Annotated in this window: 21 protein-coding genes; 20 read left to right on the top strand and 1 reads right to left on the bottom strand. The window is 68.9% G+C overall.

The window, feature by feature from the left end; translation table 11 throughout:
* Positions 1 to 110 precede the first annotated feature (110 nt).
* The 20 genes from thrB to GXP76_RS10590 all read left to right on the top strand — a co-directional run bounded on the left by thrB (position 111) and on the right by GXP76_RS10590 (position 21,061).
* The gene (gene thrB, locus GXP76_RS10495) at positions 111 to 1,031 is read left to right on the top strand and encodes a homoserine kinase (protein WP_242571191.1); all 921 of its coding nucleotides are present in this window, start codon (positions 111 to 113) and stop codon (positions 1,029 to 1,031) included.
* A gap of 391 nt (positions 1,032 to 1,422) precedes the next feature.
* On the top strand, positions 1,423 to 3,492 hold the full coding sequence (gene rho, locus GXP76_RS10500; protein WP_242571192.1) for a transcription termination factor Rho: 2,070 nt from the start codon (positions 1,423 to 1,425) through the stop codon (positions 3,490 to 3,492).
* A gap of 204 nt (positions 3,493 to 3,696) precedes the next feature.
* Entirely contained in the window at positions 3,697 to 5,388 is a 1,692-nt protein-coding gene (locus GXP76_RS10505; RefSeq protein ID WP_242571193.1) for a trypsin-like serine protease, read from the top strand.
* 229 nt (positions 5,389 to 5,617) lie between these two features.
* Complete coding sequence (locus tag GXP76_RS10510; protein ID WP_242571194.1) at positions 5,618 to 6,727, top strand: LCP family protein; 1,110 nt, start codon at positions 5,618 to 5,620, stop codon at positions 6,725 to 6,727.
* A 135-nt stretch (positions 6,728 to 6,862) separates the two neighbouring features.
* Complete coding sequence (gene rpmE, locus GXP76_RS10515; RefSeq protein WP_023538649.1) at positions 6,863 to 7,090, top strand: 50S ribosomal protein L31; 228 nt, start codon at positions 6,863 to 6,865, stop codon at positions 7,088 to 7,090.
* Positions 7,091 to 7,205: 115 nt separating this feature from the next.
* Entirely contained in the window at positions 7,206 to 8,297 is a 1,092-nt protein-coding gene (gene prfA / locus GXP76_RS10520; protein ID WP_242571195.1) for a peptide chain release factor 1, read from the top strand.
* A 146-nt stretch (positions 8,298 to 8,443) separates the two neighbouring features.
* Positions 8,444 to 9,283: a peptide chain release factor N(5)-glutamine methyltransferase gene (gene prmC, locus GXP76_RS10525; RefSeq protein ID WP_078079472.1), complete on the top strand. Its 840-nt coding sequence runs from the start codon at positions 8,444 to 8,446 to the stop codon at positions 9,281 to 9,283.
* Between the two features lie 221 nt (positions 9,284 to 9,504).
* Positions 9,505 to 10,152, top strand: coding sequence for an L-threonylcarbamoyladenylate synthase (locus tag GXP76_RS10530; RefSeq protein WP_242571196.1), 648 nt, complete (start codon positions 9,505 to 9,507; stop codon positions 10,150 to 10,152).
* A complete protein-coding gene (locus tag GXP76_RS10535; protein ID WP_242571197.1) occupies positions 10,149 to 10,790 on the top strand; it encodes a protein-tyrosine-phosphatase in 642 nt (213 codons plus the stop codon). Before GXP76_RS10530 ends, GXP76_RS10535 begins: the two co-directional genes overlap by 4 nt.
* 207 nt (positions 10,791 to 10,997) lie before the next feature.
* Entirely contained in the window at positions 10,998 to 12,401 is a 1,404-nt protein-coding gene (locus GXP76_RS10540; protein WP_242571198.1) for an MraY family glycosyltransferase, read from the top strand.
* A gap of 265 nt (positions 12,402 to 12,666) precedes the next feature.
* Positions 12,667 to 13,080, top strand: a complete 414-nt coding sequence (locus GXP76_RS10545) for a hypothetical protein (protein ID WP_242571199.1) — start codon at positions 12,667 to 12,669, stop codon at positions 13,078 to 13,080.
* A 216-nt stretch (positions 13,081 to 13,296) separates the two neighbouring features.
* Positions 13,297 to 14,133 carry a F0F1 ATP synthase subunit A gene (gene atpB / locus GXP76_RS10550; RefSeq protein WP_242571215.1) on the top strand — a complete coding sequence of 279 codons (837 nt, stop codon included), beginning with the start codon at positions 13,297 to 13,299 and terminating at the stop codon, positions 14,131 to 14,133.
* A gap of 71 nt (positions 14,134 to 14,204) precedes the next feature.
* Entirely contained in the window at positions 14,205 to 14,435 is a 231-nt protein-coding gene (gene atpE, locus GXP76_RS10555) for an ATP synthase F0 subunit C (RefSeq protein ID WP_242571200.1), read from the top strand.
* A gap of 42 nt (positions 14,436 to 14,477) precedes the next feature.
* Entirely contained in the window at positions 14,478 to 15,035 is a 558-nt protein-coding gene (locus GXP76_RS10560; RefSeq protein WP_242571201.1) for a F0F1 ATP synthase subunit B, read from the top strand.
* On the top strand, positions 15,032 to 15,847 hold the full coding sequence (locus GXP76_RS10565) for a F0F1 ATP synthase subunit delta (RefSeq protein ID WP_242571202.1): 816 nt from the start codon (positions 15,032 to 15,034) through the stop codon (positions 15,845 to 15,847). Before GXP76_RS10560 ends, GXP76_RS10565 begins: the two co-directional genes overlap by 4 nt.
* 159 nt (positions 15,848 to 16,006) lie before the next feature.
* Entirely contained in the window at positions 16,007 to 17,605 is a 1,599-nt protein-coding gene (gene atpA, locus GXP76_RS10570; protein WP_242571203.1) for a F0F1 ATP synthase subunit alpha, read from the top strand.
* Between the two features lie 20 nt (positions 17,606 to 17,625).
* Positions 17,626 to 18,546 carry a F0F1 ATP synthase subunit gamma gene (locus GXP76_RS10575; RefSeq protein WP_242571204.1) on the top strand — a complete coding sequence of 307 codons (921 nt, stop codon included), beginning with the start codon at positions 17,626 to 17,628 and terminating at the stop codon, positions 18,544 to 18,546.
* Entirely contained in the window at positions 18,546 to 19,985 is a 1,440-nt protein-coding gene (gene atpD, locus GXP76_RS10580) for a F0F1 ATP synthase subunit beta (RefSeq protein ID WP_242571205.1), read from the top strand. Before GXP76_RS10575 ends, atpD begins: the two co-directional genes overlap by 1 nt.
* 120 nt (positions 19,986 to 20,105) lie before the next feature.
* Complete coding sequence (locus GXP76_RS10585; protein ID WP_147873836.1) at positions 20,106 to 20,480, top strand: F0F1 ATP synthase subunit epsilon; 375 nt, start codon at positions 20,106 to 20,108, stop codon at positions 20,478 to 20,480.
* A gap of 134 nt (positions 20,481 to 20,614) precedes the next feature.
* Complete coding sequence (locus GXP76_RS10590) at positions 20,615 to 21,061, top strand: DUF2550 domain-containing protein (RefSeq protein WP_242571206.1); 447 nt, start codon at positions 20,615 to 20,617, stop codon at positions 21,059 to 21,061.
* Between the two features lie 69 nt (positions 21,062 to 21,130).
* Here GXP76_RS10590 and GXP76_RS10595 read toward each other — a convergent pair whose 3' ends face one another.
* Positions 21,131 to 22,993 (bottom strand): glycosyl hydrolase family 18 protein, encoded by a 1,863-nt coding sequence (locus tag GXP76_RS10595; RefSeq protein ID WP_242571207.1) that lies wholly within the window; start codon positions 22,991 to 22,993, stop codon positions 21,131 to 21,133.
* Positions 22,994 to 23,114 lie beyond the last annotated feature (121 nt).

Below are 23,114 nucleotides of genomic sequence, written 5' to 3' on the forward strand. Positions count from 1 at the left end.
TACCCAACCCGCCCCGCCGCATATGCCGCGGTGTTGTTGCCTTCGTGGCCGTCGGGTGTTTCCGTATCTCGTCGAGACTTCGCCGCCACACAAGGAGAGTCGTCCAAGCGATGGCCGGTCCCGCTTTCCGCGCCGCCGCCGTACGGGTGCGCGTCCCCGCCACCAGCGCCAACCTCGGGCCGGGATTCGACACCCTCGGCCTGTCGCTCGGGCTCTACGACGACGTGGTGGTGCGCGTGGCCGATTCCGGCCTGCACGTCGACATCGCGGGCGAGGGCGCGCGGACGCTGCCCCGCGACGAGAACCACCTCCTCGTACGCTCCCTGCGCACCGCGTTCGACCTGCTCGGGGGCCAGCCCCGGGGCCTGGAGGTCGTCTGCGCCAACCGCGTCCCGCACGGCCGCGGTCTCGGCTCGTCGTCCGCCGCCATCTGCGCCGGGATCGTCGCCGCGCGCGCCGTGACGATAGGCGGCGACGCCCGGCTCGACGACACGGCGCTGCTGGAGCTGGCCACCGAGATCGAGGGCCACCCGGACAATGTCGCGGCCTGTCTGCTCGGCGGTTTCACGCTCGCCTGGACCGACGGGGGAGCGGCGCGGGCCATCCGGATGGACGTCGCCGAGTCCGTGGTCCCCGTGGTGTTCGTACCCGAGACGCCGGTCCTCACCGAGACCGCCCGCGGGCTGCTGCCGCGCTCCGTCCCCCATGTGGACGCCAGTTTCAACGCGGGCCGCTCGGCGCTGCTCGTCGAGGCCCTGACCAGGCGTCCCGAGCTGCTCCTCGCGGCCACCGAGGACCGGCTGCACCAGGAGTACCGCGCTCCGGCGATGCCGCAGAGCGTGGAGCTCGTGGGCCGGCTGCGGGCCGACGGCGTCCCGGCGGTCATCTCCGGCGCGGGCCCCACGGTCCTGGCGCTGACCGAGGACAGTGCGGCCGACAAGGTCGTACGGCTGGCCGGCGAGGGCTGGGCGGCGCACAGGCTCGGCCTCGACGGCACGGGCGCGAGCGTTCTGCCGCTCGGTTCTCAGTAACGGTGGATTGCCGGTGAGTGAGAGGGGGAATGTTTGTTGGAGCCGGTAGTGTTAACCTCAAGTCTGCACCCGACGTCTTTTTGGCTCGGTGCTCGCGTCCCCATTCGGGACCACCATTCTTCCGGGAGCCTCCCCGACTGCCTGAGCAGCCTGCCTGAGCAGTTTTGAGCACGCCCCGGAACCGGCACGACACCCCTCGCTGTGTCCAGGAGTGGGCCGAGCAGGGGGACCTCGGGCCGGACCCATTGCACGTACGCAAGTTCTCCGCCGTACCCGGCGGGACCATCGCCCCGGCCTCGGCCCGTGATCGACACGATCACAGCCCGCGGCCGGACAGCACAACCGGTCGCCGAGCCAGAAGGCCGACGTCCGCTCCAGGGAAGGACCCTTCGTGAGCGACACCACCGATCTGATGGGCGTGAGCGCCGACAACAGCGTCGACACCACCGCGCCCGCCGAAGGTGCTGCCACCGGCACCACCTCACGGCGCCGCCGCTCCGGCACCGGCCTCGACGGCATGGTCCTGGCCGAGCTTCAGCAGGTCGCGTCCGGCCTCGGTATCCGGGGCACCGCGCGGATGCGCAAGAGCCAGTTGATCGACGTCATCAAGGAGGCGCAGGGCGGCGGTTCGCCCGCGCCCAAGAGCGACGCGACGGCCGGCGGCGACGCCGAGGCGAAGCCCAAGCGGCGCGCCACCTCCAAGGCCCGTACGGGCGACACGGCCCCCGTGGCGGAAGCCCCCGCCGCCGAGAAGGCCGCGGACCGCGCCCCGGCCAAGGCAGAGAAGGCCGACAAGGCCGACGGGCAGATCGACATCCCGGGCCAGCCGGCCAGTGACGACCAGCCCGCGGGCGAGCGTCGTCGGCGCAGGGCCACCGCGCAGGCGGGCAGCCCGGACGGCAAGACCGAGACCCGCGGCGAGTCGGGCACCGACACCGTCGTGGACGAGCGGCCCGACGGCAAGACCGAGGCGGCCGTCTCCGCGTCCGCCCAGGGCGACGCCGACGGACGCCGCGGCGACCGCCAGGAGCGCGGCCAACGGGGCGAGCGCGGTGACCGTGACCGCGGCGACCGCCAGAGCCGTCAGCGTGACCGCCGGGGCAAGGGCGACGACCAGCAGGGCGGTGGCGGCCAGCAGGGCGGCGGCCAGCGCCAGCAGCGCCAGGGCGGCGGCCAGAACCAGGGCAACGGGCCGCAGGACGACTTCGACGACGAGGCGGGCGGCCGGCGCGGACGCCGCGGCCGGTACCGCGACCGCCGCGGCCGTCGTGGCCGCGAGGAGTTCGGTGGCGGCGGCGAGCCGCAGGTCGCCGACGACGACGTGCTGATCCCCGTCGCGGGAATCCTCGACATCCTCGACAACTACGCGTTCATCCGGACCTCCGGCTACCTGCCGGGCCCGAACGACGTGTACGTCTCGCTCGCCCAGGTCCGCAAGAACGGACTGCGCAAGGGTGACCACGTCACCGGCGCGGTGCGCCAGCCCAAGGACGGCGAGCGCCGCGAGAAGTTCAACGCGCTCGTACGCCTGGACTCGGCGAACGGCATGGCGGCCGAATCGGGCCGCGGCCGGCCGGAGTTCCAGAAGCTGACGCCGCTCTACCCGCAGGACCGGCTCCGTCTGGAGACCGACCCGGGCGTGCTGACGACGCGGATCATCGATCTCGTCGCACCGATCGGCAAGGGCCAGCGTGGTCTGATCGTGGCACCGCCGAAGACCGGCAAGACCATGATCCTCCAGGCGATCGCCAACGCGATCACGGTCAACAGCCCCGAGTGCCACCTGATGGTCGTCCTCGTCGACGAGCGTCCGGAAGAGGTCACCGACATGCAGCGGTCGGTGAAGGGCGAGGTCATCTCCTCGACCTTCGACCGCCCCGCCGAGGACCACACCACCGTCGCCGAGCTGGCCATCGAGCGCGCCAAGCGCCTCGTGGAGCTGGGTCACGACGTGGTCGTCCTGCTGGACTCCATCACCCGCCTGGGCCGCGCGTACAACCTCGCGGCCCCCGCCTCCGGACGCATCCTGTCCGGTGGTGTCGACTCGACCGCGCTCTACCCGCCGAAGCGCTTCTTCGGCGCGGCGCGCAACATCGAGGACGGCGGTTCGCTGACCATCCTGGCCACCGCGCTCGTCGAGACCGGCTCGCGCATGGACGAGGTGATCTTCGAGGAGTTCAAGGGCACCGGCAACATGGAGCTCAAGCTCGACCGGAAGCTCTCGGACAAGCGCATCTTCCCGGCGGTGGACGTGGACGCGTCCTCCACCCGCAAGGAGGAGATCCTGCTCGGCAGCGACGAGTTGGCCGTCGTCTGGAAGCTGCGCCGGGTGCTGCACGCACTCGACCAGCAGCAGGCGATCGAGCTGCTGCTGGACAAGATGAAGAAGACGAAGTCGAACGCGGAGTTCCTGCTCCAGATTCAGAAGACGACTCCGTCGCCCGGAAACGGCAACGACTGACGAACCGGCAGACGTTGTTCCGGGATTCCTGTCCCGATTGCTCAACTTGCTTATGGATCCGCCCCGTTACTCCGGTGACGGGGCGGATTTCTGCCTGTAATATCCGATGAGCCGTTCCATCCCCCCACACGGCGCCAAACCAATTCCCTTGATTAGCGGGAGATTTGCGTGCGTGTGTCGCGTCATGACCGACCGGTCCGTAGAGTGCGAAGACTGATAGCCGCTGGTACGGCGGCCGTCGCGGTCCTCGCCGGCGGGCTGGTCTCCACAGCACAGGCCGCCGATGGCGGCGGCGGTGAGAAGTTCCTGCCGCCCAAGGACAGCAAGGTCGTCAGCTCCAAAGAGATCTCGCCGCGAATCATCGGCGGAACGAACACGTCCATCAGCAGCGCCCCCTGGATGGTGCAACTGCTTTTCGAGTTCGACAACGACGGACTCTTCTACTTCACCTGCGGCGGAACGCTCGTCGCGCCCAACAAGGTTCTTACGGCGGCGCACTGCGTCACCGACGAGAACGGCAAAGCGCTCGACATGGTCGGCCGCGGCATGATTCTGGCCGACACGGCCAAGCTCGCCGGTGGTCCGAACGACGAGGGCACCGTGGCCGACATCAGCCGTTCGTATGTCGCGGGTTCGTACAACGCGGACGCGATCGACAACGACATCGCGCTGCTGACGCTCGCCAAGCCCCTGACGGGCACCCCGGCGCAGCCGGCCGCGTACCGGGACACCACCCGCTACGCCCCGGGCACCACCGCCACCACCTACGGCTGGGGCATGACCGGCTCGGACCCGGACCTCGACACGCTGGCCGACACCCTCCAGCGCGTCACGCAGCCGCTCAACTCGGACGCCGCGTGCACCGAGAACCTCGACACCGTGCTCAACAGCCCGGGCGCCTTCAAGCCCGGCCACATGATCTGCGCGGGCACGGGCGGCACGGGCGACAACTCCACCGGCAAGGCCACCTGCCCCGGTGACTCCGGCAGCCCGATGATGGTGAACGGCCGGATCATCGGCGTCACCTCCTGGGGCGTCTCCACGCAGTCCGAGCTCTGCAACTACCAGGGCACGTTCGACGTGTACACGAAGGTGTCGACGTACATGCCGGCCCTCCAGCCGCGCATCGAGGACACCAACTTCAGCCGCGACACCAAGGCTGACCTGTGGGCCCGCACCAGCGCGGACGGCAAGGCGTACACCTTCACCTCCACCGGCGACAAGTTCGCCTCCCGCAAGGCGTTCACCGGCACCTTCAGCGCCTACAACCTGGCCGTCCAGACCGACCTGAACAGGGACGGTTACGAGGACCTCGTCGCGCGCGGCAACTCCGGCGACGTGTACTGGCTGCACCGCTCGGCGAGCAGCTCCACATACGCGAAGACCAGGATCTTCAGCGCCTGGAACACGGTCCGCGCGATCGTGACCCCCGGTGACGTCACCGGCGACGGCCACCCCGACCTGCTCTCCGTCACCTCCACCGGTGAGCTGCGGCTCTACCCCGGTACGGGCAAGGGCACGTTCGGCGCCTCCACCGCGGTCGCCACCGGCTACCAGCTCTACAACCAGGTCCGCGGTCACGGTGACTTCACCAACGACGGCAAGCCCGACCTGCTGGTCCGCCGGGGCAGCACCGGTGACCTCCTGCTGGCCAAGGGCACCGGCGACGCCGCCGCACCGTTCGAGACGCCCGTCGTGGTCCGCACCAACTGGTCCGCGTACACCACCATCGCCACCCCCGGCGATGTGACCGGCGACGCCAAGCCCGACGTCGTCGTCCGTAACGCGGCCGGCACCCTGTACCTCCTCAAGGGCACCGGCAAGGGCACGTCCGAGATCTTCGCCACAGGCGTGAACATCGGATCCGGCTGGACCGGCTACCACACCATCGCCTGACAATCGCAGGTCAGTGACCGGGTGACCGGTCACCGGTCAGGCTCCTCGCACCATCTTCTGTGGCCCCCGCTCCGGCGGGGGCCACAGCTCGTTGTGCAACCCTGCGTGCTGCCCCGCACGTCCGTACCCATGGACGGCGCACCGTGCCTGAAGGCCATGGCAAGGGGTAGCCGCACACGCTGCGAGAGCCGACGACAACCGGCGGGAGCCGACGGGAGCCGAGGAGCACATGACCGATCAGAGCAAGGGCGGCCGGATACGCGCGACAGGCACGCGCCGCAAGAAGCCGAGCACACGCCGTCGCGCCACGACCGCGGCCGCGTGGTCGGCCGCCGCCCTCGTCCTCGTCGGCGGATCCGGCCTCGGATACGCGTACATCAAGCTCAACGGCAACATCCAGGGCGTCGACATCAACGCCAGGCTCGGCACCGACCGCCCCGTGGACGTCGACAACGGATCGATGGACATCCTGCTCCTCGGCTCCGACTCGCGCTCCGGCGACAACGCCGAGTACGGCGCCGACGAGGGCGGCGCCCGTTCCGACACCGCGATGATCATGCACGTCGACGAAGGCCACAAGAGCGCCAGTGTCGTCTCCGTACCGCGCGACACCATCGTCGAACGCCCCGACTGCGAGGACGGTGACGGCGACAGGGCCGCCGGCGAGCGGCGGGCCATGTTCAACACCGCGTACGAGGTCGGCGGACCGGCCTGCGCGGTGAAGACCGTCGAGAAGATGTCCGGCATCCGCATGGACCACTACATCGAGGTCGACTTCACCGGGTTCAAGCAGCTCATCGACGAACTCGGCGGCGTGAGGATCACCACCACCGAGACCATCGACGACTCCAAGAGCCATCTGAATCTCGAACCCGGCACCCACACCCTGGACGGCGAGCAGGCGCTCGGCCTCGTCAGGACGCGCAAGAGCGTCGGCGACGGCAGCGACCTCGGCCGCATCCAGCTCCAGCAGGCCTTCATCAAGGCGCTGATCACCCAGGTCAAGGACATCGGCCTGCTCAGCAGCCCCAAGAAGCTCTACGGCATCGGCGACACCGCGACCCGGGCGATCACCCCCGACTCCGAACTGGACACCGTCAAGGAACTCGCCGGGTTCGCCGGCGGCCTCAAGAGCCTCGGCGCCGAGGACGTCAACATGATCACGCTGCCCGTCCGGTACGACCCGGCGGACCCGAACCGTGTCGTCCCCCTGGAGAAGGCGTCCGAGCAGGTCTGGGCGGCGCTGCGGGCGGACAGGCCGATCCCGGCGTCGGCGACGGAGGAGTCCGCGGGCGACAAGAGCGACGCGTCCGGCGTGGTCGCGGGCGGCGCGGAATAGATCCGGGGACACCCCGGTTTTGGAGATACGGCCGGTCCTGGCAGACTGGATCGTCGGCCCCGGTTCACGTACGAGCATCCGCGCGTGCGACCCGGCGCCTTCCTCGCCTGGCGAGGATGTTCCCTAGGAGACACCTTGAAGCGCGACATCCACCCCACGTACGTCGAGACCCAGGTCAGCTGTACCTGCGGTGCGTCGTTCACCACTCGCAGCACGATCGAATCCGGCTCCGTCCGTGCCGAAATCTGCTCCGAGTGCCACCCGTTCTACACGGGCAAGCAGAAGATCCTCGACACCGGTGGCCGCGTGGCCCGCTTCGAGGCCCGCTTCGGCAAGGCTGCCGCCGGCTCCGCCAACAAGTAGCGAGCCAACTGCGCCGGTTCTCGGTGCCCCTGCCCTGGGGCGCCGAGACCGGCGCTTTGCCGTCCCGCAGCACCTTCGCGCAGCACTTTTTCGTACGCAACCCAGGAGCCCCCGAATGTTCGAGGCGGTCGAGGAACTGGTCGGCGAGCACGCCGACCTGGAGAAGAAGCTCGCCGACCCGTCGGTCCACGCGGACCAGGCGAACGCCCGCAAGCTCAACAAGCGGTACGCGGAACTGACCCCGATCATCGGGACCTACCGCTCCTGGAAGCAGACCGGGGAAGACATCGAGACGGCCCGCGAGTTCGCCGCCGACCCCACCGACGCGTCGGCCGGCGACTTCGCCGCCGAGGCCAAGGCGCTGGAGAAGCAGCGCGACGAACTCACCGAGAAGCTGCGGCTCCTGCTCGTCCCGCGCGACCCCAGCGACGACAAGGACGTCATCCTGGAGATCAAGGCGGGCGCGGGCGGCGACGAGTCGGCGCTGTTCGCCGGTGACCTCCTGCGGATGTATCTGCGTTACGCCGAGCGCGTGGGCTGGAAGACCGAGATCATCGACGCCACCGAGTCGGAGCTGGGCGGCTACAAGGACGTCCAGGTCGCGGTGAAGACCAAGGGCGGCAACGGGGCCACCGAGCCGGGACAGGGCGTCTGGGCGCGGCTCAAGTACGAGGGCGGGGTGCACCGTGTGCAGCGGGTGCCCTCCACCGAGTCGCAGGGCCGGATCCACACGTCGGCGGCCGGTGTGCTCGTGACGCCCGAGGCGGAGGAGGTCGACGTGGAAATCCACGCCAACGACCTGCGTATCGACGTCTACCGCTCGTCGGGCCCCGGCGGCCAGTCCGTCAACACGACCGACTCGGCCGTCCGGATCACGCATCTGCCCACCGGAGTCGTCGCTTCCTGCCAGAACGAGAAGAGTCAGCTCCAGAACAAGGAGCAGGCCATGCGTATCCTGCGCTCGCGGCTTCTGGCCGCGGCACAGGAGGAGGCGGAGAGGAACGCGGCGGACGTCAGGCGCAGCCAGGTGCGTACCGTCGACCGGTCCGAGAAGATCCGTACGTACAACTTCCCGGAAAACCGGATCTCGGACCACCGCGTCGGCTTCAAGGCGTACAACTTGGACCAGGTGCTCGACGGTGAGCTGGCGGCAGTGATCCAGGCCTGCGTCGACGCCGACTCGGCGGCGAAGCTCGCGGCGGCCTGAGCCGCCCGCGCACCCGGCGCACCCGCGTCACTGCCTACCGATCACGACCCGTCCCCTTCTACGTCTCAGGAGGAACCAGCGTGCAGACACCTTCTGGGGGGCCGAGCGACCCTCAGCGGCTCCGCCGTGGGCCCGCCCCCCGCAGTCTGCTGCTCGCCGAGGTGGCCCAGGCCACCCAGCGGCTGGCCGACGCGGGCGTGCCGTCGCCGCGGTTCGACGCGGAGGAACTCGCCGCGTTCGTGCACGGTGTGAAGCGCGGAGAGCTGCACAGCGTCGTGGACGAGGAGTTCGACGCCCGCTACTGGGAGACCGTCGCGCGCCGCGAGGCCCGCGAACCGCTCCAGCACATCACCGGGCGGGTGTTCTTCCGGTATCTGGAACTCCAGGTCGGGCCAGGGGTGTTCGTGCCCCGGCCGGAGACCGAGTCCGTCGTCGGCTGGGCCATAGACGCGGTCCGCGCGATGGACGTCGTCGAGCCGCTGATCGTCGATCTCTGCTCGGGATCCGGCGCGATCGCGCTCGCCATGGCCCAGGAGGTGCCGCGCTCGCGTGTGCACGCCGTGGAGCTGTCCGAGGACGCCCTCACCTGGACGCGGAAGAACGCCGAGGGGTCCAGGGTCACCGTGCACCGCGGAGACGCCCTGACGGCCCTCCCGGACTTCGACGGCCAGGTCGACCTGGTCATCTCCAACCCGCCGTACATCCCGCTCACCGAGTGGGAGTACGTGGCGCCCGAGGCCCGTGACCACGACCCGGAGATGGCGCTCTTCTCCGGCGAGGACGGCCTCGACACGATCCGCGGGATCGAACGCACCGCGCACCGGCTGCTGCGGCCCGGCGGGCTCGTCGTCATCGAGCACGCGGACACCCAGGGCGGGCAGGTTCCGTGGATCTTCAGCGAGGAGGCCGGCTGGGCGGACGCGGCCGACCACCCGGACCTGAACAAGCGCCCCCGCTTCGCGACGGCGCGCAAGGCGATGCCGTGACGGCCGGCACAGCGACGGCGGCGCCCCCCGGCGCCGTGACCTCAGCCTCCAGGCGCACCGCGAGTGATGCGAGTGAGCCGAAGGGGCGCGCGCCTGCCGAAAGGGAGAGCGCGCACAGGCCCCGAGGAACGAGGGGGCGAGCACGGTCGACCGTCGACAGGTGCTCAAGCGCCCCGGAGGCGAACCGAGCACTTCAAAAAACACAGATGGAGGGCCGTTAGATGGCACGGCGATACGACTGCAACGACGCGACCGACCGTACGACCGGTCTGCGTGAAGCCGCGTCCGCCGTCCGCCGAGGCGAGCTCGTCGTCCTGCCCACGGACACCGTCTACGGGCTCGGCGCCGACGCCTTCAGCGCGGAGGCCGTCGCCGATCTCCTCGACGCCAAGGGCCGGGGCCGCAACATGCCCACGCCCGTGCTCATCGGCTCCCCGAACACCCTGCACGGCCTCGTCACGGACTTCTCGGAGCAGGCGTGGGAGCTGGTCGACGCGTTCTGGCCGGGCGCGCTCACGCTCGTCGCCAAGCACCAGCCCTCGCTCCAGTGGGACCTCGGCGACACCCGTGGCACCGTCGCGATCCGGATGCCGCTGCACCCCGTCGCGATCGAGCTGCTGACCGAGGTCGGCCCGATGGCCGTCTCCAGCGCCAACCTGACGGGACACCCGGCGCCGGAGGACTGTGACGCGGCGCAGGAGATGCTGGCGGACGCGGTGTCGGTCTACCTCGACGGCGGGAAGACGCCCGGCATCGTGCCGTCCTCGATCGTGGACGTGACGGGCAAGGTCCCGCTCCTGCTGCGCGCGGGCGCCGTGGACGCCGACGAGCTGCGCAAGGTCGTACCCGACCTCGAGGTGGCCAATTGACCGCCCCTGAGGGGCGTGGCATAGCGGGACTCCCCGACACCTTCCGCATCCTCCACGTCAGTACCGGCAACGTGTGCCGCTCGCCCATCACCGAGCGGCTGAACCGCCATGCCCTGAGCGACCGCCTCGGCGAGCGGCTCATGGGCGGGCTCATCGTGGAGAGCGCGGGCACCTGGGGACACGAGGGGGCCTCGATGGAGGCCAACGCGGAGGCCGTCCTGGCGGATTTCGGCGCGGACCCGTCCGGCTTCGTCGGACGGGAGCTGCTGGACGAGCACGTGATCCGCGCGGACCTGGTGCTCACGGCGACGCGGGACCACCGCGCGCAGGTCATCTCGATGGGGCACTCCGCGGGGCTGCGGACCTTCACGCTGAAGGAGTTCACGCGTCTCGTACGGGCCATAGACCCGGCGACGCTGCCCGACCCCCTCGACGAGGGCGTGGTCGAGCGCGCCCGTGCGCTGGTGCGTGCCGCCGCCGCGCTGCGCGGATGGCTTCTGGCCCCCAACGCGGAGGCGGACGAGGTCTACGACCCGTACGGGGCCCCGATCACCTTCTTCCGCTCCATCGGCGACGAGATCCACCAGGCGCTGGACCCGGTGGTGACGGCGCTCACGGGTGTGCCGACCCGGCACTGATTCCCCGGGCCGCCCACCGCTCGCACACCGTTGAACAGCGGCGACGCACCGTGAGAAGTCCGGCGGAACGTACGGTGGGACGAATTTGTGCAACCGTCGCGCCGCCGTGTATGTCCTTGACCATGTGGCTACGCGCATTCCAACAGTCGTCCTGTCGCGGGCTAGTGTGTGTGGCTCAGATGGCCGGCGATTCCTGTGGGGCAGCCTGTGCGTGATTACCTGCTGACGCTCTGCGTGACGGCCGCGGTGACGTATCTCCTGACCGGTCCGGTGCGGAAGTTCGCCATCGCGATCGGCGCGATGCCCGCGATCCGCGCGCGAGACGTCCACCGCGAACCGACACCGCGTCTCGGCGGTATCGCCATGTTCTTCGGACTGTGCGCCGGACTGCTCGTGGCCAGCAACCTGCAGAATCTCGGCGGGGTCTTCGAGCGGTCGAACGAGCCGCGCGCGCTGCTGTCCGGGGCCGCGCTGATCTGGCTGATCGGTGTGCTGGACGACAAGTTCGAGATCGACGCCCTGATCAAGCTCGGCGGCCAGATGATCGCCGCCGGTGTGATGGTGATGCAGGGTCTGACGATCCTGTGGATCCCGGTGCCCGGCGTCGGCACGGTCGCGCTGACCTCCTGGCAGGGCACGCTCCTCACCGTCGCGCTCGTCGTGATCACCATCAACGCGGTCAACTTCGTCGACGGACTCGACGGTCTGGCCTCCGGCATGGTGTGCATCGCCGCGGCGGCGTTCTTCCTGTACGCGTACCGGATCTGGTACGGGTACGGCATCGAGGCCGCCGCCCCCGCCACCCTCTTCGCCGCGATCCTGATGGGCATGGGAGTCGGCTTCCTGCCGCACAACATGCATCCCGCCCGGATCTTCATGGGCGACTCGGGATCGATGCTGATCGGTCTGGTGCTCGCGACGGCCGCGATCTCCATCACGGGCCAGGTGGACCCGGACGCCCTGAAGATCTACGCCGACGGTTCGACCCGTGAGGCGACCCACGCCGCACTGCCGGTCTTCATCCCGCTGCTGCTGCCGCTGACGATCATCGCGATCCCGGTCGCCGACCTCGTCCTCGCGATCGTGCGCCGCACGTGGAACGGACAGTCGCCGTTCGCCGCCGACCGCGGCCATCTCCACCACCGGCTGCTGGAGATCGGGCACTCGCACAGCAGGGCCGTCCTGATCATGTACTTCTGGTCGGCGCTGATCGCCTTCGGAGTGGTGCTGTACTCGGTCCACTCCTCGTCCACGATGTCCACGATGTGGATCGTGCTCGCGGTCGTCGCGCTGAGCGCCCTGGGGCTGCTGCTCCTGCTGCTGCCGCGCTTCACACCGCGTGCCCCGCGCTGGGCCGAGGCCGTCGTGCCGCCCCGCTACCGGCGCCGCCGGCGCGCTGCCCGGGGGGAGTCGGACCAGCCCGCCCAGGAGTCGCCGGAGCCGGGGGAGAGCCGGCCGGGCGCCGGGTCACAGGTGCCTCAGGAGTCCCTCGCGGCCGACGACGTCACGGCCGACGAGCGGGCCCCGGTCCCGGCGGGCGTCAACGGGGCTACCGCCATCGGGCCGCGATCTCGTCTCTCCGACCGGCGCAAGGCCGATTCGGCATACTGAGAATTGCCTCATCATGCCCCATTACCAGACAAGGACATTCCGTGCCGGGCTCACACGCGCGGATTCGTCCTCATGTGTGACGGTCAGCACACGTTCATGGTAAAGACCTCATCAAATAGTTTGTGATACCGTTCACGAGACCCGGCGCCAGAGCCGAAGGACCGTAGTGCGACGGTCCGTTGGCCCGAGAATCCAACTCTCGGACCGGGCCTACGCTCGTCCATGACGACACCATCTGCCCCACCCAGCTAGCGGAGCTGCCGCCATGCCGACCAATGACGTCCGGACCCTTCTTCAAGCCGCCGTACCCACCGCCGCAGTCGGCGTTGTCGCGGCGGTGGTCAGTGGTGTGGTGGCCGGGGGGAAGGGCGCGCTGGGCGCCGCGGTGGCCTCGGTGGTGGTGATCGTCTTCATGGGGATCGGTCTCGTCGTGCTCCAGCGCACGGCCAAGTCACTGCCGCATCTCTTCCAGGCGATGGGCCTGCTGCTCTACACGACCCAAGTGCTGGCGCTCTTCGTCTTCATGGCCGCGTTCAAGGACACCTCCCTCTTCAACCCCAAGGCGTTCGCGCTGACGTTGGTGGTCGCGACGCTCGCCTGGATCGCCGCTCAGGCCCGTGCCCATATGAAGGCGAAGATTCTCTATGTGGAGCCGGAGAAGACGGGTACGTCGGCGTGATAGGTAGGGGCGGGATAAGTGCGAGTTCGAGATCCTGCTATCGTCCGGTTCCAACTGCGGCATCGATGGCGCGGGCTCCCCAGCTGACGCCTGCTCTTACGACGCGAGGCTCGGAGCAGCCCGGTCGCCGTTCCCACATCCGAAACACCAGTCCAGTGCCGAATCGCGGCTTCCCGCCGCGCCGACACAACGAGGTTGCCCTACCTATGCGCCATGTTGAAGGAGCCCGCGGTGAGTGCTGACCCGACGCAGGTGCTCGCCTTCGAGACCGACTGCCACATCTTCGACGGCTGTGGCTTCCCGGCCCCCGGCCTGCATTCGTTCCTGTTCAAGCCCCTCGTGGGCGACGGGGACGGCAGCTTTTACTTCAACAAGCCGATGCTGCTGGCACTTCTCGGCTCGGTCGTCATCATCGGCTTCTTCTGGGCCGCCTTCCGCAAGCCGAAGGTTGTTCCCGGCAAGCTGCAGATGGTCGCCGAAGCGGGTTATGACTTCGTCCGGCGCGGTGTCGTCTACGAGACTCTCGGCAAGCGAGAGGGCGAGAAGTACGTCCCGCTGATCGTCTCGCTGTTCTTCTTCGTCTGGATGATGAACCTCTGGTCGATCATCCCCGTCGCCCAGTTCCCGGTGACGTCGATCATCGCCTACCCCATCGTCCTCGCACTCATCGTTTACGTACTGTGGGTCTCGCTGACCTTCAAGCGGCACGGATTCGTGGGTGCCTTCAAGAACTTCACCGGTTACGACAAGTCGCTCGGCGCGGTGCTCCCGCTGGCCATGCTGATCGAGTTCTTCTCGAACCTGCTGGTCCGGCCGTTCACCCACGCGGTGCGACTGTTCGCCAACATGTTCGCCGGTCACACCCTGCTGCTGCTCTTCACCATCGCGAGCTGGTACCTGCTCAACGGCATCGGCATCGCCTACGCGGGTGTGTCGTTCGTGATGGTCCTCGTGATGACGGCCTTCGAGCTGTTCATCCAGGCCCTTCAGGCGTACGTCTTCGTGCTGCTCAGCTGCACCTTCATCCAGGGCGCGCTCGCAGAGCACCACTGAGTCCCCGCCCTGCCCCTTAGTCGCCCGGTGGCCAACACCCATCGGTCCGTGAAAGAGAAGGAAGAACTGGCATGTCCCAGAACCTTGCCGCCGTCAGTGGCTCCCTCGGTTCCATCGGTTACGGTCTTGCCGCCATCGGCCCCGGCGTCGGCGTCGGCATCATCTTCGGTAACGGCACCCAGGCCCTCGCCCGTCAGCCCGAGGCTGCCGGTCTGATCCGCGCCAACCAGATCCTCGGTTTCGCCTTCTGTGAGGCGCTCGCCCTGATCGGTCTGGTCATGCCGTTCGTCTATGGCGTGTGATCTTCTCGATCCGGTCAGCACCACTAGACGAAAGGCACTGATGTGAACCCTCTGTTGGTTCAGCTCGCGGCCGAGGAGAAGCAGAACCCCCTCATCCCGCCGATTCCCGAGCTCGTCATCGGCCTGCTCGCTTTTGTCATCGTCTTCGGCCTGCTCGCGTGGAAGCTCCTCCCGAACATCAACAAGGTTCTGGACGAGCGCCGTGAGGCCATCGAGGGCGGCATGGAGAAGGCGGAGGCCGCCAAGACCGAAGCCGAAAGCGTCCTGGAGCAGTACAAGGCCCAGCTCGCCGAGGCGCGCCACGAGGCGGCTCGTCTCCGTCAGGAGGCGACCGAGCAGGGCGCCACCATCATCCAGGAGATGAAGGCGGAGGGGCAGCGGCAGCGTGAAGAGATCGTCGCCGCCGGCCACGCCCAGATCGAGGCGGACCGCAAGGCCGCGGCCTCGGCACTGCGCCAGGACGTGGGCAAGCTCGCCACCGACCTCGCCGGCAAGCTCGTCGGGGAGTCCCTGGAGGACAGCGCCCGCCAGAGCCGCACCATCGACCGCTTCCTCGACGAACTCGAGGACGGCGCGTCGAAGGCCGAGGCCGCACGATGAACGGAGCGAGCCGCACGGCGCTGGCCGCCGCACGCGAGCGTCTCGACGCGCTGACCGACAGCACGTCGGCCGACGCGGCGAAGCTCGCGGAGGAGCTGACCGCCGTCACGGCGCTGCTCCACCGCGAGGTGTCGCTGCGCCGGGTCCTCACCGACCCGGCGCGGTCCGGCGAGTCCAAGGCCGAGCTGGCCGGCGGACTGCTCGGTGGCCAGGTGGGCGGCGAGAGTGCCGACCTGATCACCGGAATGGTCCGCTCCCGCTGGTCGCAGCCGCGTGACCTGGTCGACGCGGTGGAGGAGCTGGCGGCCGTCGCCGAGCTCACCGCCGCGCAGCGGGCGGGCGCCCTCGACGACGTCGAGGACGAGCTGTTCCGCTTCGGCCGGATCGTCGAGTCCAGCACCGAGTTGCGGGCCGCGCTGACCGACCGGTCGGCGACCGCGTCGGCGAAGACCGCGCTGCTGGGCAGCCTGCTCGGCGGCCGGGCCAACCCGAGCACCGAGCGACTGGTCGTGCGCCTGGTGTCCCAGCCCCGAGGACGTAGCCTGGAAGCGGGTCTGCAGACCCTCTCCCGGCTCGCCGCGGCTCGCCGGGACCGGATGGTGGCGGTCGTCACGTCGGCGGTACCGCTCACCGAAGGCCAGAAGCAGCGTCTCGGCGCGGCCCTGGCCAGACTGTACGGCCACCCGATGCATCTGAACCTGGACGTGGACCCCGCGGTCCTCGGCGGGATCTCGGTCCGCGTCGGCGACGAGGTCGTCAACGGCACCGTCGCGGAACGTCTCGACGAGGCGGAACGGCGGCTCGCCGGCTGAAGGCCGGCGGTCGGTACGTGATTTCCGGATTACAGACACACATACAGAGATCAAGAACAGCGGCCCGGTTGGGCCGTGCAGAAATTGCAGAAGATTCCTGGGGGTCGCCCCCAGACCCCCATAGAACTTCGGGCCCAACAAGGAGAGCAGGGAATCCAGATGGCGGAGCTCACGATCCGGCCGGAGGAGATCCGGGATGCGCTGGAGAACTTTGTCCAGTCGTACAAGCCGGACGCGGCCTCGCGCGAGGAGGTCGGGACGGTCAGCGTTGCCGGTGACGGCATCGCGAAGGTCGAGGGTCTGCCCTCGGCCATGGCGAACGAACTGCTGAAGTTCGAGGACGGGACCCTCGGTCTCGCCCTGAACCTGGAGGAGCGCGAGATCGGCGCTGTCATCCTCGGTGAGTTCAGCGGTATCGAGGAGGGACAGTCGGTCACCCGTACCGGCGAGGTCCTCTCCGTCGGCGTCGGCGAGGGCTACCTCGGTCGTGTCGTCGACCCGCTCGGCGCCCCGATCGACGGCCTCGGCGAGATCGCGACCGACGGCCGCCGCGCCCTGGAGCTCCAGGCTCCGGGCGTCATGGTCCGTAAGTCGGTGCACGAGCCGATGCAGACCGGTTACAAGGCCGTCGACTCGATGGTGCCGATCGGCCGTGGCCAGCGTCAGCTGATCATCGGCGACCGCCAGACCGGCAAGACCGCCCTGGCCGTCGACACGATCATCAACCAGCGCGACAACTGGCGCTCGGGCGACGTGAACAAGCAGGTGCGCTGCATCTACGTCGCCATCGGCCAGAAGGGCTCCACCATCGCGTCCGTACGCGGTGCGCTGGAAGAGGCCGGTGCTCTTGAGTACACGACGATCGTCGCCGCCCCGGCGTCCGACCCGGCGGGCTTCAAGTACCTGGCCCCCTACACCGGTTCGGCCATCGGCCAGCACTGGATGTACCAGGGCAAGCACGTCCTGATCATCTTCGACGACCTGTCGAAGCAGGCCGACGCCTACCGCGCCGTCTCCCTGCTGCTGCGCCGTCCGCCGGGCCGCGAGGCCTACCCGGGCGACGTCTTCTACCTGCACTCGCGTCTGCTGGAGCGCTGCGCCAAGCTCTCCGACGACATGGGCGCCGGCTCGATGACGGGCCTGCCCATCGTCGAGACCAAGGCGAACGACGTGTCGGCGTTCATCCCGACCAACGTCATCTCCATCACCGACGGCCAGTGCTTCCTGGAGTCCGACCTGTTCAACGCCGGCCAGCGGCCCGCGCTGAACGTCGGTATCTCGGTCTCCCGAGTCGGCGGCTCCGCCCAGCACAAGGCCATGCGCCAGGTGTCGGGACGGCTCCGCGTGGACCTCGCCCAGTACCGCGAGCTGGAGGCGTTCGCCGCCTTCGGTTCCGACCTGGACGCCGCGTCTAAGGCATCGCTCCAGCGTGGTTCGCGCATGGTCGAGCTGCTGAAGCAGCCGCAGTACGCGCCGTACCCGGTCGAGGAGCAGGTCGTCTCCATCTACGCCGGCACCACCGGCAAGATGGACGACGTCCCGGTCGAGGACATCAGCCGCTTCGAGAGCGAACTGCTGGAGCACCTGCGCCGCGAGCGCAAGGAGCTGCTGACCAGCATCGCCGAGGGCGCCAAGATGTCGGACGACACTCTTGAGTCCATCAGCGACGCCATCGCCGCCTTCAAGAAGCAGTTCGAGACCTCGGACGGCAAGCTTCTGGGCGACGACGCCCCGGCCGGCGTCAACGTCTCCAAGTGACGACGGAAGGGACCTGACTCATGGGAGCCCAGCTCCGGGTCTACAAGCGTCGCATCAAATCCGTCACCGCGACCAAGAAGATCACCAAGGCGATGGAGATGATCGCCGCCTCGCGCATCGTCAAGGCGCAGCGCCAGGTGGCGGCCTCGACGCCGTACGCGACCGAGCTCACCCGCGCGGTCACGGCGGTGGCGACCGGATCCAACACCAAGCACCCTCTGACCACGGAGGTCGAGGCGCCGACACGGGCCGCGGTCCTGCTCGTCACGAGCGACCGCGGACTGGCGGGCGGCTACTCCTCCAACGCCATCAAGGCGGCGGAGCGGCTCACCGAGCGGCTCCGGGGCGAGGGCAAGGAGGTCGACACCTACATCGTCGGCCGCAAGGGTGTCGCCTACTACGGCTTCCGTGAGCGCGAGGTCACGGAGTCGTGGACCGGCTTCACCGACAGCCCGACCTACGCGGACGCCAAGGGCGTCGCCGGACCGCTGATCGAGGCGGTCCAGCGGGACACGGCGGACGGCGGCGTGGACGAACTCCACATCGTCTTCACCGAGTTCGTCTCGATGCTGACGCAGACGCCGGTGGAGAACCGGCTGCTGCCTCTCTCCCTCGATGCGTCGGAGGAGGAGGACTCGGCGAAGAAGGACGAGATCCTTCCGCTGTTCGACTTCGAGCCGTCGGCGGAGGACGTCCTCGACGCCCTGCTGCCGCGCTACGTCGAGAGCCGTATCTACAACGCGCTGCTCCAGGCCGCCGCTTCCAAGCACGCGGCCACCCGACGCGCGATGAAGTCGGCGACCGACAACGCCGGGGACCTCATCAAGAGCCTCTCCCGGCTTGCCAACGCGGCCCGCCAGGCCGAAATCACCCAGGAAATCAGCGAGATCGTCGGTGGCGCCAGCGCCCTGGCCGACGCGACCGCGGGGAGTGAAAAGTAATGACGACCACTGTTGAGGCCACGGCCACGGGCCGCGTGTCCCGGGTCATCGGCCCGGTCGTCGACGTGGAGTTCCCCGTCGACGCGATGCCGGAGATCTACAACGCACTGCACGTCGAGGTGGCCGACCCGGCCGAGGACGGCAAGAAGAAGACGCTGACGCTCGAAGTCGCCCAGCACCTGGGTGAAGGCCTCGTCCGCGCCGTCTCGATGCAGCCGACCGACGGTCTGGTCCGCCAGGCCGTGGTGACGGACACCGGCTCCGGCATCTCGGTGCCCGTCGGTGACGTCACCAAGGGCAAGGTGTTCAACACCCTCGGCGAGATCCTGAACGACCCGGACGGCGAGGCTCAGATCACCGAGCGCTGGCCGATCCACCGCAAGGCCCCGGCCTTCGACCAGCTCGAGTCGAAGACCGAGATGTTCGAGACCGGCCTGAAGGTCGTCGACCTGCTGACCCCGTACGTCAAGGGCGGCAAGATCGGTCTCTTCGGTGGAGCGGGCGTCGGCAAGACGGTCCTCATCCAGGAAATGATCATGCGTGTGGCGAAGCTGCACGACGGTGTTTCCGTGTTCGCCGGTGTCGGTGAGCGCACCCGTGAGGGCAACGACCTCATCGACGAGATGACCGAGTCGGGCGTTCTGGACAAGACCGCGCTGGTCTTCGGCCAGATGGACGAGCCGCCGGGCACCCGTCTGCGGGTCGCCCTGTCCGCCCTGACCATGGCGGAGTACTTCCGCGATGTGCAGAAGCAGGACGTGCTGCTCTTCATCGACAACATCTTCCGCTTCACCCAGGCCGGTTCCGAGGTCTCCACGCTGCTCGGCCGTATGCCGTCCGCGGTGGGTTACCAGCCGACCCTGGCGGACGAGATGGGTGTGCTCCAGGAGCGCATCACCTCGACCCGTGGTCACTCGATCACCTCGATGCAGGCGATCTACGTGCCGGCGGACGACCTGACCGACCCGGCCCCGGCCACGACCTTCGCGCACCTCGACGCGACGACCGTGCTGTCGCGTCCGATCTCGGAGAAGGGCATCTACCCGGCGGTGGACCCGCTGGACTCGACGTCCCGCATCCTGGACCCGCGTTACATCTCGCAGGCGCACTACGACGCGGCGAGCCGCGTCAAGGGGATCCTGCAGAAGAACAAGGACCTCCAGGACATCATCGCGATCCTCGGTATCGACGAGCTGGGCGAGGAGGACAAGCTCGTTGTCCACCGTGCCCGTCGCGTCGAGCGCTTCCTGTCGCAGAACACCCACGCCGCCAAGCAGTTCACCGGCCTGGACGGTTCCGACGTGCCGCTCGACGAGTCGATCTCCGCGTTCAACGCGATCTGCGACGGCGACTACGACCACTTCCCCGAGCAGGCGTTCTTCATGTGCGGTGGCATCGATGACCTGAAGGCGAAGGCCAAGGAGCTCGGCGTCTCCTGAGTCCCCGGACTCACGGTGGGGGGCGGGCTCGTACCGCCCCCCTCCGAACCGCCGATCGTGACCCCATAGAATTAGACCGACACCCGGCGACACAGCCGGGTGGTGACCCGAGGAGCACCCTTGGCTGCTGAGCTGCACGTCGAGCTGGTCGCCGCGGACCGCAGTGTCTGGTCCGGCGAGGCCACCCTGGTCGTCGCGCGCACCACGTCCGGCGACATCGGCGTCATGCCCGGTCACCAGCCGCTGCTCGGTGTGCTGGAGTCGGGCCCCGTGACCATCCGTACGACCGACGGCGGCACCGTCGTCGCCGCCGTGCACGGCGGATTCCTGTCGTTCGCCGACAACAAGCTCTCCCTGCTCGCGGAGATCGCCGAGCTGGCGGACGAGATCGACGCCCAGCGTGCCGAGCGCGCGCTGGAGCGCGCGAAGTCGGGTGAGGACGACGCCGCCGAGCGCCGTGCCGATGTCCGACTGCGCGCTGTGGCGGTGCGCTGACGCACCGCACCTGGAATTACCCTCAGCCGCGGCCCGTTCTGGAGACATCCAGACCGTGTCGCGGCTGAGGCGATGCGGCAGCTGTTTCTGTTCGTTCGTGCGGGTTACTCGATTGGCGAGGAGGTCGGTATCAGATGGTCCTCGCTCTGCTTGTCTGCGGACTGGTCGTCGTGCTGGTTGCGCTGGGGCTCTTCGTCTTCGGGCTGCGCCGTCGGCTGATCCAGCGCTCCGGAGGGACCTTCGACTGTTCGCTGCGCTGGAACGTGGCCGAGGAGCCCGACACGTCCGGCAAGGGCTGGGTGTACGGCGTCGCCCGCTACAGCGGTGACCGGATCAACTGGTTCCGGGTTTTCTCGTACGCCCCGAGGCCCCGCCGCAGTCTCGAACGCTCCGCCATCGAGGTGCTCGCCCGGCGTGCTCCCGAGGGCGAGGAGGAGCTGGCGCTGCTCTCCGACTCCGTCGTGCTCGGCTGTGTCCACCAGGGCACGCGCCTGGAGCTGGCGATGAGCGAGGACGCGCTGACCGGCTTCCTCGCCTGGCTGGAGGCGGCGCCGCCCGGCCAGCGGGTGAACGTCGCCTGATCCGTACCTGACGACGACGAGGGGGACGGTGCCCGCAGGCACCGTCCCCCTCGCCGCTCGCGCGGTGTGTTACTTCAGACCGTTGCTGATCGCTGTCACGAGTTCGCCGTTCGCGGTGTCACCGGTGAAGTCCCAGAAGAACGCTCCGCCGAGACCCTGGCTCTTCGCCCACGCCATCTTCGTGGCGATCGTCGCCGGGGTGTCGTAGCTCCACCAGTTGCTGCCGCACTTCGCGTACGCCGTGCCGCCGACGGTGCCGGTGACGGGGCAGGTGTTCTTCAGGACCTTGTAGTCCTCGATGCCCGCCTCGTAGGTGCCGGGGGCCGCGCCCGTGGCCGTACCGCCCGGTGCGGCCTGGGTGACGCCGGTCCAGCCGCGTCCGTAGAAGCCGATGCCGAGCAGCAGCTTCTTCGCCGGGACGCCCTGCGCCTTGTACTTGGCGATCGCGTCGGCGGAGTTGAAGCCGGCCTGCGGGATGCCCGGGTACGAGGTGAGCGGGGAGTGCGGGGCCGTGGGGCCCTGCGCGGCGAAGGCGCCGAAGAAGTCGTACGTCATGACGTTGAGCCAGTTCATGTACTGCGAGGCGCCCGCGTAGTCGGCGGCGTCGATCTTGCCGCCGCTGGACGCGTCGGCGGTGACGGCCGCGGTGACCAGGTAGTTGGCACCGAACTTGGCGCGCATGGCCTGCATCATGTTCTTCATCGCCGCCGGGCCGCTGGTGTCGCAGCTCAGACCGCAGGCGTTCGGGTACTCCCAGTCCAGGTCGATGCCGTCGAAGACATCGGCCCAGCGCGGGTCCTCGACCAGGTCGTAGCAGGACTGCGCGAACGCGGCGGGGTTCTTCACCGCGTCACCGAAGCCGCCGGACCAGGTCCAGCCGCCGAAGGACCAGAGGACCTTGATGCCGGGGTTCGCGGCCTTGAGCTTGCGCAGCTGGTTGAAGTTGCCGCGCAGCGGCTGGTCCCAGGTGTCGGCGACGCCGTCGACGGCCTGGGCGGCGGTGTACGCCTTGTCCGTCGCCGCGTACGCGTCGCCCATGGTGCACTTGCCGCCCTGGACGTTGCCGAACGAGTAGTTGATGTGGGTGATCTTGGACGCGCTGCCGGACGTCACCAGGTTCTTGACGTGGTAGTTGCGGTCGTAGACGCCCCACTCGGTGAAGTAGCCGAGCTTGACCTGGTCGCCGGGCGGGGTGCCCGGGTCCGTGCCGCCGCCGGTGGTCCTCACGGCGACCGAGCCGCTGACCGGTCCGGTCTGGTCGGCCGTGTCACGGGCCTGGACGCTGAAGGAGTAGCTGGTGCCCGCGGTCAGGCCGGTGTTCGTGTACGTCGTTCCGGTGACCGTGGCGATCTTCGCACCGTCCCGCAGGACGTCGTAGTTCTTGATGCCCTTGTCGTCGGTGGCGGCGCTCCAGCTGAGCTTGGCCGACGTGTTCGTGATCTCGCTCGCGGTGGGGGTGCCGGGGGCGGTCGGGGCCGTGTCACCGGGGACACTGCCGCCGTCGCAGGAGGCGCCGTTGAGCTTGCAGCCGGTCGCGGAGCCGCCGCCGGGCCCGGTGCCGTTGAAGCCGAAGGTGACGGAGGCGCCCGGGGTGAGGGTGCCGTTCCAGCCGACGTTCTTGGCGGTGAAGTGGTTGGTGCCGCTCTTGGTGACGGTGGCGTCCCAGGCGGAGCCGACGCCGGTACCGACGGGGAAGTCCCACTCGACGGTCCAGGAGGAGAGGGTCGTGGTGCCGGTGTTCTTCACCGTCCACGAGCCTTCGAAGCCGGTGCCCCAGTCGGACTTCTTGGTGTACGTGGCGGTCGCGGAGGTGGCCGCCTCGGCGGGGGAGGCCAGGCCGACCATGGCGGCGAGGGGGAGGAACAGCGCGGTCAGCGCCGCGACGGATCTGGATCTGAATCTGGTTCTGCGGACGGACGTCTTCGTGCTCAAGGGGTACTCCTCGAGTGAGTCAAGACAGATCGGGGATGGTCCGGAGTGGTCCGTGACACCCGACTCTTGCGACAGCTCGCGCACTAGTCAGTGGCGTGAGAGTAAGGAGGTCTGGACCAAT

It is taken from the genome of Streptomyces sp. NP-1717, from assembly GCF_022695985.1.
GTDB lineage: Bacteria > Actinomycetota > Actinomycetes > Streptomycetales > Streptomycetaceae > Streptomyces.

Coding starts and splice junctions, on each gene's coding strand:
- GXP76_RS10510 (WP_242571194.1), top strand. CDS start 5,618: ATGACCGATCAGAGCAAGGGCGGCCGGATACGCGCGACAGGCACGCGC.
- GXP76_RS10545 (WP_242571199.1), top strand. CDS start 12,667: ATGCCGACCAATGACGTCCGGACCCTTCTTCAAGCCGCCGTACCCACC.
- GXP76_RS10575 (WP_242571204.1), top strand. CDS start 17,626: ATGGGAGCCCAGCTCCGGGTCTACAAGCGTCGCATCAAATCCGTCACC.
- GXP76_RS10565 (WP_242571202.1), top strand. CDS start 15,032: ATGAACGGAGCGAGCCGCACGGCGCTGGCCGCCGCACGCGAGCGTCTC.
- GXP76_RS10590 (WP_242571206.1), top strand. CDS start 20,615: ATGGTCCTCGCTCTGCTTGTCTGCGGACTGGTCGTCGTGCTGGTTGCG.
- thrB (WP_242571191.1), top strand. CDS start 111: ATGGCCGGTCCCGCTTTCCGCGCCGCCGCCGTACGGGTGCGCGTCCCC.
- prfA (WP_242571195.1), top strand. CDS start 7,206: ATGTTCGAGGCGGTCGAGGAACTGGTCGGCGAGCACGCCGACCTGGAG.
- atpD (WP_242571205.1), top strand. CDS start 18,546: ATGACGACCACTGTTGAGGCCACGGCCACGGGCCGCGTGTCCCGGGTC.
- atpE (WP_242571200.1), top strand. CDS start 14,205: ATGTCCCAGAACCTTGCCGCCGTCAGTGGCTCCCTCGGTTCCATCGGT.
- atpA (WP_242571203.1), top strand. CDS start 16,007: ATGGCGGAGCTCACGATCCGGCCGGAGGAGATCCGGGATGCGCTGGAG.
- GXP76_RS10530 (WP_242571196.1), top strand. CDS start 9,505: ATGGCACGGCGATACGACTGCAACGACGCGACCGACCGTACGACCGGT.